The 13,296-nt window shown below is 65.3% G+C and carries 9 protein-coding genes and 1 riboswitch; of the genes, 1 reads left to right on the top strand and 8 read right to left on the bottom strand.

Annotated elements, in window-relative coordinates; translation table 11 throughout:
- Positions 1–144: 144 nt before the first annotated feature.
- A complete protein-coding gene (locus QDT69_RS36855; RefSeq protein WP_279711361.1) occupies positions 145–1,194 on the bottom strand; it encodes a hypothetical protein in 1,050 nt (349 codons plus the stop codon).
- Positions 1,195–1,637: 443 nt separating this feature from the next.
- Positions 1,638–2,744, bottom strand: coding sequence for a 2'-deoxycytidine 5'-triphosphate deaminase (locus QDT69_RS36850; RefSeq protein ID WP_050425274.1), 1,107 nt, complete (start codon positions 2,742–2,744; stop codon positions 1,638–1,640).
- 134 nt (positions 2,745–2,878) lie between these two features.
- A riboswitch (SAM riboswitch) is annotated at positions 2,879–2,958 on the top strand.
- 75 nt (positions 2,959–3,033) lie between these two features.
- On the opposite strand from QDT69_RS36850, the gene QDT69_RS36845 reads away from it, so the two are divergent.
- Positions 3,034–4,227, top strand: coding sequence for an O-succinylhomoserine sulfhydrylase (locus tag QDT69_RS36845; RefSeq protein WP_279711360.1), 1,194 nt, complete (start codon positions 3,034–3,036; stop codon positions 4,225–4,227).
- 171 nt (positions 4,228–4,398) lie between these two features.
- Here the strand turns inward: QDT69_RS36845 and QDT69_RS36840 are convergent, their stop codons facing one another.
- From QDT69_RS36840 to QDT69_RS36815, 6 genes are all read right to left on the bottom strand, one after another.
- The gene (locus QDT69_RS36840; RefSeq protein ID WP_279711359.1) at positions 4,399–5,172 is read right to left on the bottom strand and encodes an SDR family oxidoreductase; all 774 of its coding nucleotides are present in this window, start codon (positions 5,170–5,172) and stop codon (positions 4,399–4,401) included.
- Between the two features lie 138 nt (positions 5,173–5,310).
- Positions 5,311–6,456 (bottom strand): pimeloyl-CoA dehydrogenase small subunit, encoded by a 1,146-nt coding sequence (gene pimD / locus QDT69_RS36835; protein WP_279711358.1) that lies wholly within the window; start codon positions 6,454–6,456, stop codon positions 5,311–5,313.
- A gap of 245 nt (positions 6,457–6,701) precedes the next feature.
- Positions 6,702–7,892, bottom strand: a complete 1,191-nt coding sequence (gene pimC, locus QDT69_RS36830) for a pimeloyl-CoA dehydrogenase large subunit (protein WP_279711357.1) — start codon at positions 7,890–7,892, stop codon at positions 6,702–6,704.
- Positions 7,893–8,057: 165 nt separating this feature from the next.
- Positions 8,058–9,245, bottom strand: a complete 1,188-nt coding sequence (locus QDT69_RS36825; protein ID WP_279711356.1) for an acetyl-CoA C-acyltransferase — start codon at positions 9,243–9,245, stop codon at positions 8,058–8,060.
- Positions 9,242–10,927: a dicarboxylate--CoA ligase PimA gene (pimA, locus tag QDT69_RS36820; protein ID WP_279711355.1), complete on the bottom strand. Its 1,686-nt coding sequence runs from the start codon at positions 10,925–10,927 to the stop codon at positions 9,242–9,244. Before pimA ends, QDT69_RS36825 begins: the two co-directional genes overlap by 4 nt.
- A 175-nt stretch (positions 10,928–11,102) precedes the next feature.
- Positions 11,103–13,199, bottom strand: coding sequence for a 3-hydroxyacyl-CoA dehydrogenase NAD-binding domain-containing protein (locus QDT69_RS36815; protein WP_279711354.1), 2,097 nt, complete (start codon positions 13,197–13,199; stop codon positions 11,103–11,105).
- Positions 13,200–13,296: the final 97 nt, after the last annotated feature.

Below are 13,296 nucleotides of genomic sequence, written 5' to 3'. Positions count from 1 at the left end.
CTCACAGCGAGCGAAGCGAGATGTGAGGCGGGGTGGGGTGATCTCTCAACTCGGACAGTCACCGAGACGAGGGACTTTCACCCCACCTCGGTTCGCATTTCATGCGAACCGATCCTCCCCCTCCAGGGGAGGATGGACTCTGATCTAGCCGATCGACCACACGAACGGCGCGGCGGCGGTGCTGTTCGGCTTCAGATGCACCGGAATGTGCCGTCCGCAGCCGGCCGCCAGCCCTTCGAACAGGCCAGTCAGCACGCTGGCGCAGGCCGGATGATAGTCGGCGACATCGGCCATCAGCTTCCAGCCCTGCTGGCGGATTTCGAACTGGCCTTCGGATTCGCTGATCTCAGCGACATCATCCTGCGACTCGAAGAGCGTGCGCAGAAATGCGGCAAATTCCGTGGCACGGCCACGGCTGCCGCCGAGCGCCTGCGCGACCTCGTCGAAATACTGCATGCCAATCAGCCTGCCGGTGAGGTGCAGCAGGTAGCTCGCGTCTTCAGGTCCGAACACCTGCACGATGACCGGCGCGGCCGTCTTCACATATTCCATCGCGTAGTTGCGATAGGCCTTCTCCAGCCGCTGACGCGGCCAGCTGTCGACCGGCAGCGCCGGCGCGGTCTTCGGATCGAACAGCGGCGCCTCGAGATGGCGCGCGAACACCAGGCGCTGGTCGAGCTCGAGCGGATGATCGTATTCGCAGTAATAGCCTTCGAGGCCGTCCTGCCCGTCGACGCTCTGCTTGGTGCAGACGAAGCCGAGCCTGAGATCACCGAGCGCGACGCCGTTGTTGGCGTGCCAGCCGCGCAGCATCGCGCGCGAGACCTCGCCGGGCACGCCGCAGATCGCGGTGCCCTTCCAGATCCAGCGCGGCGGCGGATAGCGGATCCAGGCCTTGCGATCGCTCTCATACATGTATTCGACATGCACGCCGCCGATCCAGTTGGAGAGATAGTGATATTGCGCAGCCGCAACCGCCGGCGGCAGGCCGTCGAGGCCGAGCTTCTTCAGACCGGGCAGGAAGCGCTCCTGCTGCTGGCGGCGAAACACGCGGAACACGAACTCGGCGGCATCGGCCGTGCCGCGTCGCGTGGCCACGGTGAGGATCAGCCCGGTGAAGAAGGCGTGATAGAGATCGGCGACGCTGCGCCACGTCCGCCACTGCGCCTCGCGCGCGTCCTGCTCTCCGGTCATGCTCGCTCCCGCTTGTTGTTTTGCGCGACTGTGTCATCGCCGACGATGCGATGCAACCAAACACACATTCGGTGTCATCGCCCGACTTGCCGCCTCCGCTGAAGCTCCGGCGCGCTTGAGACTGTTGGCCGCGTCGAAGCCTTGGCGTAGACGGGATCGGGCGACCCAGTATTCCAGAGACGGTCGTTATCGATCGAGAGGCCGCGGCGTACTGGATTCCCCGCTTTCGCGGGGAATGACGGCGGAGAATGACGCGAAATCCGGCGCGCGGAATTACGCGCGAAATGCTTGGAGAGTTTCAGGGGCAAGGACGATTGGTCCCGTCATCCTGAGGTGCGAGCTCTTGCGAGCCTCGAAGGATGCACGGCCGGGCTGGTGGCCGATTCATCCTTCGAGGCTCGCCGAAGAGGCTCGCGCCTCAGGATGACGGGGAGAGAATATCGCTACACGCGAAAATGCTTGGAGAGCTTCAGGCCCTGCGCCTGGTAGTTCGAGCCGATGCGCTGGCCGTACAGCGCGTCGGGACGCTCCAGCATACGCTCGTAAACGAGGCGGCCGACGATCTGGCCGTGCTCGAGAATGAACGGCACCTCGCGCGAACGCACTTCGAGCACGGCGCGTGCGCCCTTGCCGCCGGCACCGGCATAGCCGAAGCCGGGATCGAAGAAGCCGGCATAATGGACGCGGAATTCGCCGACCAAAGGATCGAACGGCACCATCTCCGCGGCGTAGTCCGGCGGCACCTGCACGGCCTCTTTGGAAGCCAGGATGTAGAACTCGCCGGGATCGAGAATGAGGCTGCCGTCGGGCCGCGCCTTGATCGGCTCCCAAAAATCGTCGACCGCATAGCCGCCGCGACGATCGACATCGACCACGCCGGTGTGGCGCTTGGCGCGATAGCCGACGAAGCCGCCAGAGCTCTCGCCGGAGAGATCGACCGACAGCGCGACGCCATGGGTGAGATCGGCATTGTCGGCATCGACCAGCCGCTCAGCGGCATGCAGCGCATCGAGCTCGTCGGCGGAAAGCGTCGCCTCGCCTATCCGGAAGCGGACCTGGCTGAGCCGCGAGCCCTCGCGCAGCAGCACGGGAAACGTCTTCGGCGAGATCTCGGCATAGAGCGGGCCGTGATAGCCGGCGCCGATCATGTCGAAGCGGCGGGTGCCGTCGGCGATCACACGGGTGAACACGTCGAGCCGTCCGGTCGAGCTCTTCGGATTGGCGGCGGCCACGATCTCCGGCGGCAGCGCGAGACTCTCCAGCAGCGGGACGATGTAGACGCAGTTGGTCTCCAGCACCGCGCCGTCGGAGAGATCGATCTCGTGCAGCTTAAGCTGGTCGATCCGCTCGGCGACGGTGGCATCGGGCCCGGGCAGGAAGCTGGCGCGGACGCGGTAGGCGATGTCGCCGAGGCGCAGATCGAGGCTCGCCGGCTGGATCTGGCTCTCGACAAAGTCGTAGGCGGGCAGGATGAGGCCGGCCTCCGCCATCTCCGCGATCATGCGGTCGGGCAGGATTCCGTTGGATTCATCTTCCAGCGTGAACGACACGGCGCGGGTCCCTCGGCGATCTCTCGATATGGCCCAAAATCAACCTCTGAGCGGCCATCCAGCCCCAAAATATGGGCTTTTACGGGTTATCCGATGACCGTCTTGACGGAAAGGGCGCGAGGGAATATCAGCTGCACTTATCCCGTGGTGATTTGAGCCGGCCGGCTTGCAGCCACGTTAAATAAGTCGCTAAACAGGCCGGGGACAGTGTGATCCCGGCTTGTGGAGGTTTCTCCAGGCCGGTTTTTTTGTGGCTATTTCCGAGGGAAATGGCCACTTCGGAGGTCACATGTCTGAATCTGAAGGTACCGCCCGCTTCCGTCCCGAAACCCGCCTGGTCCATGGCGGCACGCTCCGCTCGCAATTCGGGGAGACGTCGGAAGGGCTGTTTCTCACCCAGGGCTACGTCTACGACACCGCCGAGCAATGCGAGGCGCGCTTCAAGGGCCAGGACCCCGGCTTCATCTATTCGCGCTACTCCAACCCGACGATTGCGATGTTCGAGCGCCGCATGATCGAGCTCGAAGGTGCGGAAGCCGCGCGCTCGACCGCGACCGGCATGGCCGCGGTGACCACCGCGATCCTCGCGCCGTTGAAGGCCGGCGATCACGTGGTGGCGTCGAAGGCGCTGTTCGGCTCCTGCCTCTATGTCGTGCAGGATTTGCTGCCGCGCTACGGCATCGAGACGACGCTGGTCGACGGCCTCGACCTCGACCAGTGGCAGCACGCCTTGCGGCCCAACACCAAGACCTTCTTCCTGGAGAGCCCGACGAATCCGACGCTCGACGTGCTCGATATCGGCGCGATCGCCAAGATCGCGCATAGCGGCGGCGCCCGGCTGATCGTCGACAATGTGTTCGCGACGCCGATCTGGCAGAGCCCGCTGTCGCTCGGCGCCGATGTCGTGGTCTATTCCGCGACCAAGCATATCGACGGCCAGGGCCGCTGCCTCGGCGGCATCATCCTGTCGTCGGAGGCCTTCATCGCCGAGCACATCCATAACTTCATGCGCCAGACCGGCCCGTCGCTGTCGCCGTTCAACGCCTGGGTGCTGCTGAAGGGGCTGGAGACGCTCGGCGTCCGGGTCCGCGCCCAGACCGAGAACGCGGCGAAGATCGCCGAGGCGCTGGCCAGGCATCCGAAGGTCACCCGGCTGGTCTATCCCGGCCGCGCCGATCATCCGCAGGCTGCGACGGTGAAGAAGCAGATGGGCGCCGGCTCGACGCTGGTCGGCTTCGAGGTCAAGGACGGCAAGGCCGGCGCGTTCCGCTGCCTCAACGCGCTGAAGATCTCGCGGATCTCCAACAACCTCGGCGATGCCAAGAGCCTGGTCACGCATCCCGCCACCACGACGCATCAGCGCCTCGCGCCGGAAGCGCGCGCCGAGCTCGGCATCAGCGAAGGCTTTATTCGCTTCTCCGCCGGGCTCGAGCATCCCGACGATCTGATCGAGGATTTCGAGCGGGCGCTGGAGCAGGTTTGAGGCGACTGTAGAAGCCACAAAGCAAGTCGAACTCCCTCTCCCGCTTGCGGGGGAGGGTACGGGTGGGGGCTCTCTCCAGGAGTCACATCGTGGAGAGAGCCCCCACCCGCATCGCATCTCCGATGCGATGCGACCTCCCCCGCAAGCGGGAGAGGTGCAGCGGGCAAGCCGCTAGGTCGCCGCGGTGGTGACACCGCCGTCGACCACAATGGTCTGGCCGGTCATGAAGGTCGAGGCGTCGGAGGCGAGATAGGCCACAGCGCCCGCGATCTCGTCGGGCTCGCCGATGCGGCGGAGCGGCGTCGACGCCGTGCGGCGCTTCAGATTGTCCGGATCCTCCCACAGCGCGCGGGCGAAATCGGTTTTCACCAAGCCCGGCGCCACGCAATTGACGCGCACACCCTTCGGCCCCCACTCGCCGGCAAGGCTGCGGCACAGCGCGAAGTCGGCCGCCTTGGAGATGCCGTAGGCGCCGATCACCGTAGACCCCCGAAGTCCGCCGATCGACGAGATGATGATGACCGAGCCCTTGCCGCGTTCGGCCATCTGCGGGATCGCCAGCGCGGAGAGCCAGATGTTGCTCTTGACGTTGGAGCCCATGATCTTGTCGAAGGCCTCGTCCGTGATGTCGAGCAGCGGGCCATAATAGGGATTCACCGCGGCGTTGCAGACCAGGATATCGATCTTGCCGTAATGCTTGATGGTGCCGGAGACCAGCGCCTCGACCTCGTTGCGGCGTGCGATGTTGCAGGGGATCACGAGCGCATCACCGCCGGCCTTCTTGATGCCGTCGGCGACCTCCTGGCAGGCATCCGCCTTGCGCGAGGAGATCACGACCTTGGCGCCGAGTTTTGCCAGCAATTCAGCCGAAGAGCGGCCGATGCCACGGCTCGAGCCGGTGACGACGGCGACCTGGCCGCTGAGATCGAACGGGGTGTTCTTCATTGTTGTTGCCTCCCGGATCGGCCGTCATTCCGGGGCGCGACGCAGTCGCGAACCCGGAATCCATCAGGCCGCATCATTGGTGGTAAAATGGATTCCGGGTTCGCCGCGTTGCGGCGCCCCGGAATGACGTTTGTGCGATCAGGCCAGCAGCCCACCGCCCTCGCTGACACGACGGAGGTGGTAGTCGGTGTCACCCAGCGTGTTCTCGATCATGGTGAGCCGCTTGAAGTAGTGGCCGATCTTGGCTTCCATGGTCATGCCGATGCCGCCATGAAGCTGGATCGACTGCTGGCCGACGAACTTCAGTGACTTGCCAACCTGCACCTTGGCGGCAGCAACCGCGGACGAACGCTCCTTGGCATCGCTGAAATCCGACGCCATGGTCGCGAACATCGACATGCTGCGGGCCTGCTCCAGCGCCACGAACATGTCGGCGGCGCGATGCTGCAGGCTCTGGAACGAGCCGATCGCAACGCCGAACTGCTTGCGGGTCTTGATGTACTCGACGGTCTCCTTCAGCGACTCGTCCATCGCACCGACCGCTTCCGCGCACAGCGCGGTGCGGGCTTCGTCCGCGACGCGCTCGATCAGCGGCAGGCCGTTCTCGGGATCACCGATCGCGGCGTCCGCACCGACCTCGACATTGGTGAAGGTGATGTCGGCCGCGTGCAGGCCGTCCTGGGTCGGATAGCCCTTTTTGGTGACGCCCTTGGCATCCGCCGGCACCAGGAACACGCCAATGCCGGTCTTGTCGCGCTGGCCGCCCTTGGTGCGCGCGGTCACGACAAGCGTGTCGGCGTTCTCGCCGTTGAGCACGACGAACTTCTCGCCGTCGATCACCCAGCCATCGCCCTTCTTCTTCGCCGTGGTCACGACGTCGAACAGATCATAGCGCGAGTTCTTCTCGAGCTGGGCAAAGCCGAAGGTCTTGCTGCCGTCGATGATGCCCGGGATGTGCTTGGCCTTCTGCTCGGCCGAGCCGCCACGGCGCAGGAAGCCGCCGGCGACCACCACGGTCGCGAGATACGGCTCGACCACCAGCGCCTTGCCGAGCGCTTCCATCACGATCATGGTCTCGACCGCGCCGGCGCCGAAGCCGCCATCGGTCTCCGCGAAGGGCAGACCGAGCAGGCCCTGCTCGGCTAGCTTGCCCCAGAGCGCTTTGCTCCAGCCGCCCTTCTCCTTCATGTACTTCTTGCGCGCATCGAAGTCGTAGGCATCGGTCAGAAGCCCGTCGATGCTTTCCTTGAGAAGCCGCTGCTCCTCGGACAGATCAAAATCCATGTTCGTTCCCTTAACTAACTGATCGTTGTTCAACCGGGGCCTCTTCACCTCGCCCCGCTTGCGGGGAGAGGCGCAGGCCGCCTCCGGCGGCCGTTCCTTAAGAACGCCGAAGCAAAGCTTCGGCTACGTCGCATCGTCAGATGCGATCCGGGTGAGGGGGTACGGGTCTCTCGGCATTCCCTGCACGGAGAGAAGCCCCTCACCCCAACCCTCTCCCCGCAAGAGCGGGGCGAGGGAGAAGAGCATCAAAGCCCCAGCACGGCCTTGCTGATGATGTTGCGCTGGATCTCGTTTGAGCCGCCGTAGATCGAAACCTTGCGGTTGTTGAAATAGCTCGGCGCGATCTGCGCGGTCCAATCCATGCTCTCGTTGGAGCCGGCATCGCCGTGCTCGTCATAGGGCGCGGCGAACGGACCGATGATCTCCATCAGGAGCTCGGTGGTGGTCTGCTGGATCTCCGAGCCCTTGATCTTGAGCACCGAGGAGGCCGGATTGGGCTTGCCCTTGCCGTGCTTGCCCTCGTCGGCGACGACGCGAAGCTGGGTGAGCTCGAGCGCCTTCAGCTCGATCTCGCAGGCGGTGAGCTTCTCGCGGAACGCCGGATCCTCGATGACCGGACGGCCGCCGGACTCGACCTTGGAGGCCAGCGCGCGGATGCGGCGCAGCCGCTCCTTCGAGACACCGACCCGGGCGATGCCGGTGCGCTCATTGCCGAGCAGGAATTTGGCGTAATCCCAGCCCTTGTTCTCCTCGCCGATCAGGTTCTCGTAGGGCACCTCGACGTCGTCGAAGAACACCTCGTTGACCTCGTGGCCGCCGTCGATGGTCTGGATCGGGCGCACGGTGACGCCCTTCGACTTCATCGAGAACACGATGAAGGAGATGCCCATCTGCTTCTTCGCGTTCTTGTCGGTGCGGCAGAGACAGAAGATCATGTCGGCGTGCTGGGCGAGCGTCGTCCAGGTCTTCTGGCCGTTGATGATCCACTTGTCGCCACGGCGCTCGGCCGTGGTCTTCAGCGACGCGAGGTCCGAACCCGAGCCCGGCTCCGAGAAGCCCTGGCACCACCAGTCGTCGACATTGGCGATGCGCGGCAGATATTCCTTCTTCTGCTTCTCATTGCCGAAGGTGTAGATCACAGGGCCAACCATGCTGACGCCGAAGGCGAGCGGCTGCGGCGCGGGATAGGACTGCAGCTCCTCGTTGAAGATGTAGTGCTGCACGGTGGTCCAGCCGGTGCCGCCATATTCCTTCGGCCAGTGGGTGACGCCCCAGCCCTTCTTGTTGAGGATGCGCCACCAGGTGACCATCTCGTCCTTCGACAGATGGCGGCCTTCCTGCAGCTTGCGCCGGGTCTCAGGCGGCACGTTGTTCTTGAAGAACTCCCGCACCTCCTCGCGAAACGCTATCTCTTCCTTGGTGAAAGCGAGATCCATCGGATCCTCCTTTTGAGCGAAAACTAACGCCTTGTTTCGTTGTCGTCCTGGCGAAAGCCAGGACCCATTACCACCGGCCTTCGTTGTCTTGTGAAGGCGACCGCCGTCTGTGCCCTTTACCCCGGCCGCGGGGTATGGGTCCTGGCTTTCGCCAGGACGACGGAATTACTGCAACACCTCGAACAGGCCGGCTGCGCCCATGCCGCCACCGACGCACATGGTAACGACGGCGTACTTGGCCTTGCGGCGACGGCCTTCGATCAGCGCGTGACCGGTGAGCCGCGCACCCGACATGCCGTAGGGATGGCCGACCGAGATCGCGCCGCCATTGACGTTGATCTTCTCCGGATCGATGCCGAGCTTGTCGCGGCAGTACAGCACCTGCACCGCGAACGCCTCGTTGAGCTCCCAGAGACCGATGTCGTCGACCTTGAGACCGTGGCGCTTGAGGAGCCGCGGGACCGCGAACACCGGGCCGATGCCCATCTCGTCCGGCTCGCAGCCGGCGGAGACGAAGCCGCGGAAGATGCCGAGCGGCTGCAGCCCGCGCTTGGCGGCTTCCTTGTCGCTCATGATCACCGAGGCACTGGCGCCGTCCGAGAGCTGGCTGGCATTGCCGGCGGTGATGGTGAAGCCCTCGCCGCGCACCGCCTTGAGGCTGGCGAGCCCTTCGGCCGTGGTCTCGGGCCGCGGACCTTCGTCCTGCGACAGCGTCACTTCCTTCATCGTGACCGCGCCGGTCGCCTTGTCGGCCACCGCCATCATGGTGGTGATCGGCGCGAGCTCGTCCTTGAACTTGCCGCCCTGCTGCGCGGCCGCGGTGCGGCGCTGGCTTTCCAGGCCGTACTCGTCCTGCTTCTCGCGCGAGATGTTGTAGCGCTTGGCGACGATCTCGGCGGTGTCGATCATGGGCATGTAGACCTCGCCCTTGATCTTGAGCAGCGCCGGATCCTGGGCGTGGAACGCGTTCATCTTGTCGTTCTGCACCAGCGAGATCGATTCACCGCCGCCGCCGACCGCGATCTCGACGCCGTCGAAGATCACCGAGCGCGCGGCGAGCGCAATCGCCTGCAGGCCGGAGGCGCACTGACGGTCGATGGTGGTGCCGGCGACCGTCACCGGCAGCCCGGCGCGCAGCAGCGCCTTGCGCGCGATGTTGCCGCCGGTCGCGCCCTGCTGCATCGCCGCGCCCATCACGACGTCCTCGATCTCCTTCGGATCGACCTTGGCCCGTGCCACCGCCTCGCCGATCGCGTGACCGAGCAAGGTCGCGCCCTCGGTGGCGTTGAGCGCGCCGCGATAGGCCTTGCCGATCGGCGTGCGGGCGGTGGAGACGATAACGGCGTCGGTCATGAACGGGATCCTGCAGTCTGTTGTGGTTTCGATTGAGACGTCTTGGGTTGCTGCTGGCGCAGTTCGTGACGCGACAGCTTGCCGACCGGAGTGCGCGGCAGCTCGTCGACGAACTCGACCGCTGCCGGCAATTCGTGCTTGCCGACCTTGCCGGTGAGGAATGCGCGCAGCTCGTCGATCGAGAACGGCTTCTCGCCGTCGCGCAGCTTGATGAAGGCCTTGGCCGCCTCGCCGCGGTAATCGTCGGGAATGCCGATCACGATCACCTCCTGCACTGCGGGATGGGTGTAGATCGCCTGCTCGATCATCTGCGGATAGACGTTGAAGCCGCCGGAGATGATCATGTCCTTCTTGCGGTCGACCAGGTAGAAATAGCCGTCGGCGTCCATGTAGCCGATGTCGCCGGTCAGGAAGCGGTCGCCGACGAAGGCCTCCGCGGTCTCCGCCGGCCTGTTCCAGTAGCCCTTGGTGACGTTCGGACCGCGGATGCGGATTTCGCCGACCTCGCCGATCGGCATCACCTTGGTGGAATCCTCCAGCGACACCACGTCCATCTCGATGCCGGGCAGCATCAATCCGATCGAGCCCGGCTTCTCCGGTCCTTCCTTGGGATGGCCGGTGCCGGGCGAGCAGGTCTCGGTCATGCCCCAGCCGCTCTTCAGCTTCATGCCGACGCGGCGCTCGAAGATCTTGGCCACCTCCACCGGCAGCGGCGCGCCGCCGGAGCCGGCGACCACCAGCGAGGAGAGATCGCGCTTGTCGAGATCGGGCAGCGAGGCGATCGCGATCCACATCGTCGGCACGCCGGGAAACACCGTCGCACGCTTGACTTCGATGTCGCGCATCACCGCCTCGACGTCGAAGCGCTGGTGCAGCGAGATCAGATGGCCGCGCCGGATCACCGACAATAGCACCACAGTCAAAGCGTAGATGTGGAACAGCGGCAGCACGCAGATCACGCGCTCGATCGCGTTGCGTTCGAGCCGCCCGGGCTTGCCCCAGACATCGTAGATCGACACCGCCGCGGTGAGATTGCCGTGGCTGAGCATGGCGCCCTTCGGCAGGCCGGTGGTGCCGCCGGTATATTGCAGCAGCGCGACGTCCTCGACGTCGACCACGGGCCATTGCGACGGCTTCGTTGCGCCGTCGATGAACTGGCGATGCGTGATGATCGCGGGATTGTCAGGCAGCGCGGTTTGCGGTGTGCCGACCTTGCCCCAATTGTCGTCCTCGCAAACGATCAGACGATCGAGCAGGCCTTTGTCGAGAAACTTCAGCGCGGTCGGCAGCAGCGCCGAGAGGTTGCTGGTGACCAGCACGCGCGCGCCGGAATCGGAGAGCTTGTGCGACAGCGCGATCTCGCCGTCGAGCGGCGACAGATGCACGACGCGCGCGCCGGCCTTCAGCGCGCCGAAGAAATTGATCGGATGGTCAGGCGAATTGCCGAGGAACAGCGCGACCGAGGTGCCCTTGCCGTAACCGGCCCGCAGGAAAGCGGCGGCGGCGGTCTCGACCAGGGACTCAAGCTCGCTGTAGCTGATCTGCCGGTCGCGGAATTCGAGCACCGGGCGGGCGCCGAACTCGGCGGCGGCGTTCGAGAGCAGGTCCGGCAGCGTGCCGCGCGTGATCTCGTCGCTCCACTTCACGCCCTTGGGATAATATTGTTCGCCGGGATAGGTCATGAATGGTCTTGCATCCGTGAGGTGACCCCGCTGCGCGGGCTCCCCTCCCCCTTGCGGGGAGGGGTTGGGGGAAGGGGTACCACTCGGGCAGTCCCGATGCAGCCACCCCTCTCCCTAACCCTCCCCCGCAAGGGGGGAGGGAACCCTACCAGCGAGTCCGTGGCCAGGAAGCCAATCACGCCGCCTTCGACGCAGCGGCGAGCGAGGCGAAGGTCTTGCCTTCGTCGGCGAGCTTCTTGAGCAGCGGCGCCGGCTCGAGCGAGGGATCGTTGGTCTCCTTGGCGTAGAAGGCCAGGCGATCGGCGATGTGCTTGAGACCGACAGTGTCGGCCCAGAACATCGGGCCGCCGCGATAGATCGGCCAGCCATAGCCATAGAGCCAGACCACGTCGATGTCGGACGGACGCGCCGCGATGCCCTCGGCGAGGATCTTCGCGCCTTCGTTGATCATCGGATACATCATGCGCTCGAGGATCTCGTCGTCGGTGACGACGCGCTTCTTGCGGCCGAGGCGCGCCAGCGTCTCGTCGATCAGCTTCTCGACCTCCGGATCGGGCAGCGCCGCGCGCGAGCCCGGCTCGTACTTGTAGTAGCCCTTGCCGGTCTTCTGGCCGAAGCGGCCGGCTTCGCAGAGCGCGTCGGCGATCTCCGACTTGATGCCGCGGTCCTTGCGCGAGCGCCAGCCGATATCGAGGCCGGCGAGATCGCCCATCGCGAACGGCCCCATCGGCATGCCGAACTTGGTGACCACGGCATCGACCTGCTGCGGCAGCGCGCCTTCGAACAACAGCTTCTCGGACTGCTTGCCGCGCTGCGCCAGCATGCGGTTGCCGACGAAGCCGTCGCAGACGCCGACCACGGCCGGCACTTTTGCAATTTTGCGGGCGATCGACACGGCGGTGACGAGCGCGTCGGGCGCGGTCTTGTCGGCGCGCACGATCTCGCACAGCTTCATGACGTTGGCCGGCGAGAAGAAGTGCATGCCGAGCACGTCCTGCGGACGCTTGGTCGACTTCGCGATCTCGTCGATGTTGAGGTACGAGGTGTTGGAGGCCAGCACCGCGCCCGGCTTGGCGTATTGATCGAGCTTGCCGAATACTTCCTTCTTGACCGCCATGGTCTCGAACACCGCCTCGATCACCAGATCGGCGTCGCCGACGTTCTCGATCCCGACGACGCCATTGATCAGCGCCATCCGCTTGGCGGGCGCATCCGCCGGGATGCCGCCGCGCGCGGCGGTCGCTTCATAGTTCTTCTGCATGATGCTCATGCCGCGCTTGAGCTGCTCCTCGCCGGTCTCGATCAGCGTGACCGGGATGCCGGCATTCGCGAACGACATCGCGATGCCGCCACCCATGGTGCCGGCGCCGAGGATGGCGACGCGCGCCACGTTGCGGCCCTTGGTGCCTTCGGGGATACCGGAGATCTTGGCGGCCTCGCGCTCGGCGAAGAACGCATAGCGCTGCGCCTTGGACTGCTCGCCGTTCATCAGCTTGAGGAAGCCCTCGCGCTCCTTCTTCAGGCCTTCCTCGAACGGCAGGTCGATCGCGGCGCCGACGGCGTCGGCAGCGGCAAACGGCGCCTCGAGGCCGCGCGACTTCTTGGTCAGCGCGGCGACCGCATTGGTGAAGATCGAACGGTCGGCCTTCGCCGCCGCGAGCTTGCTGTCATCATCGCGCAGCTTGCGCAGCGGACGCTTCTCGGCGACCACCTTGCGCGCAAATGCCTCACCACCCGAGGCCGGACCTTCCACGATCTCCTCGATCAGGCCGGCCTTGAGCGCCGCATCGGCGCTGATCGGGTCGCCGCCGACGATCATCTTGACCGCGAGCTCGGGACCGACCGCGCGCGGCAGGCGCTGGGTGCCGCCGGCGCCCGGCAGCAGGCCGAGCTTCACCTCGGGCAGGCCGAGCTTGGCGTCCTTGGTGGCGACACGGTAGTGGCAGGCCAGCGCAACCTCGAGGCCGCCGCCGAGCGCGGTGCCGTGGATCGCGGCGACGATCGGCTTCGGCGAGCTTTCCATCAGGCTCAGCACTTCGGCGAGGCCGGGCGGCTTCGGCGGCTTGCCGAATTCGGTGATGTCGGCGCCGGCGATGAAGGTGCGGCCGGCGCAGGTCAGCACGATGCCCTGGACCTGCGCATCATCGATCGCGGCCTTGATGCACTCGAAGATGCCGCCGCGCACCGCAGCGCTCAGCGCATTCACGGGCGGACTGTTAACCGTGACGACGGCAATATTGTCATGACGTTCGAGCTTGACGACTTCACTCACCGGGACTCTCCCTGGATGCTTGTTCTTGAACTTGCGTTGAGTAGCTGCACGACTTGCGTCGAGCCGCTACGATTAGACCAATTTCGCACTGCGAAAT

The sequence above is a fragment of the Bradyrhizobium sp. CER78 genome (assembly GCF_029846235.1).
In the GTDB taxonomy this organism is placed as follows: domain Bacteria; phylum Pseudomonadota; class Alphaproteobacteria; order Rhizobiales; family Xanthobacteraceae; genus Bradyrhizobium.
This window is presented reverse-complemented; position numbering and strand designations above follow the sequence as displayed.

Coding starts and splice junctions, on each gene's coding strand:
- QDT69_RS36825 (WP_279711356.1), bottom strand. CDS start 9,245: ATGACCGACGCCGTTATCGTCTCCACCGCCCGCACGCCGATCGGCAAG.
- pimC (WP_279711357.1), bottom strand. CDS start 7,892: ATGGATCTCGCTTTCACCAAGGAAGAGATAGCGTTTCGCGAGGAGGTG.
- QDT69_RS36840 (WP_279711359.1), bottom strand. CDS start 5,172: ATGAAGAACACCCCGTTCGATCTCAGCGGCCAGGTCGCCGTCGTCACC.
- pimA (WP_279711355.1), bottom strand. CDS start 10,927: ATGACCTATCCCGGCGAACAATATTATCCCAAGGGCGTGAAGTGGAGC.
- QDT69_RS36855 (WP_279711361.1), bottom strand. CDS start 1,194: ATGACCGGAGAGCAGGACGCGCGCGAGGCGCAGTGGCGGACGTGGCGC.
- QDT69_RS36845 (WP_279711360.1), top strand. CDS start 3,034: ATGTCTGAATCTGAAGGTACCGCCCGCTTCCGTCCCGAAACCCGCCTG.
- pimD (WP_279711358.1), bottom strand. CDS start 6,456: ATGGATTTTGATCTGTCCGAGGAGCAGCGGCTTCTCAAGGAAAGCATC.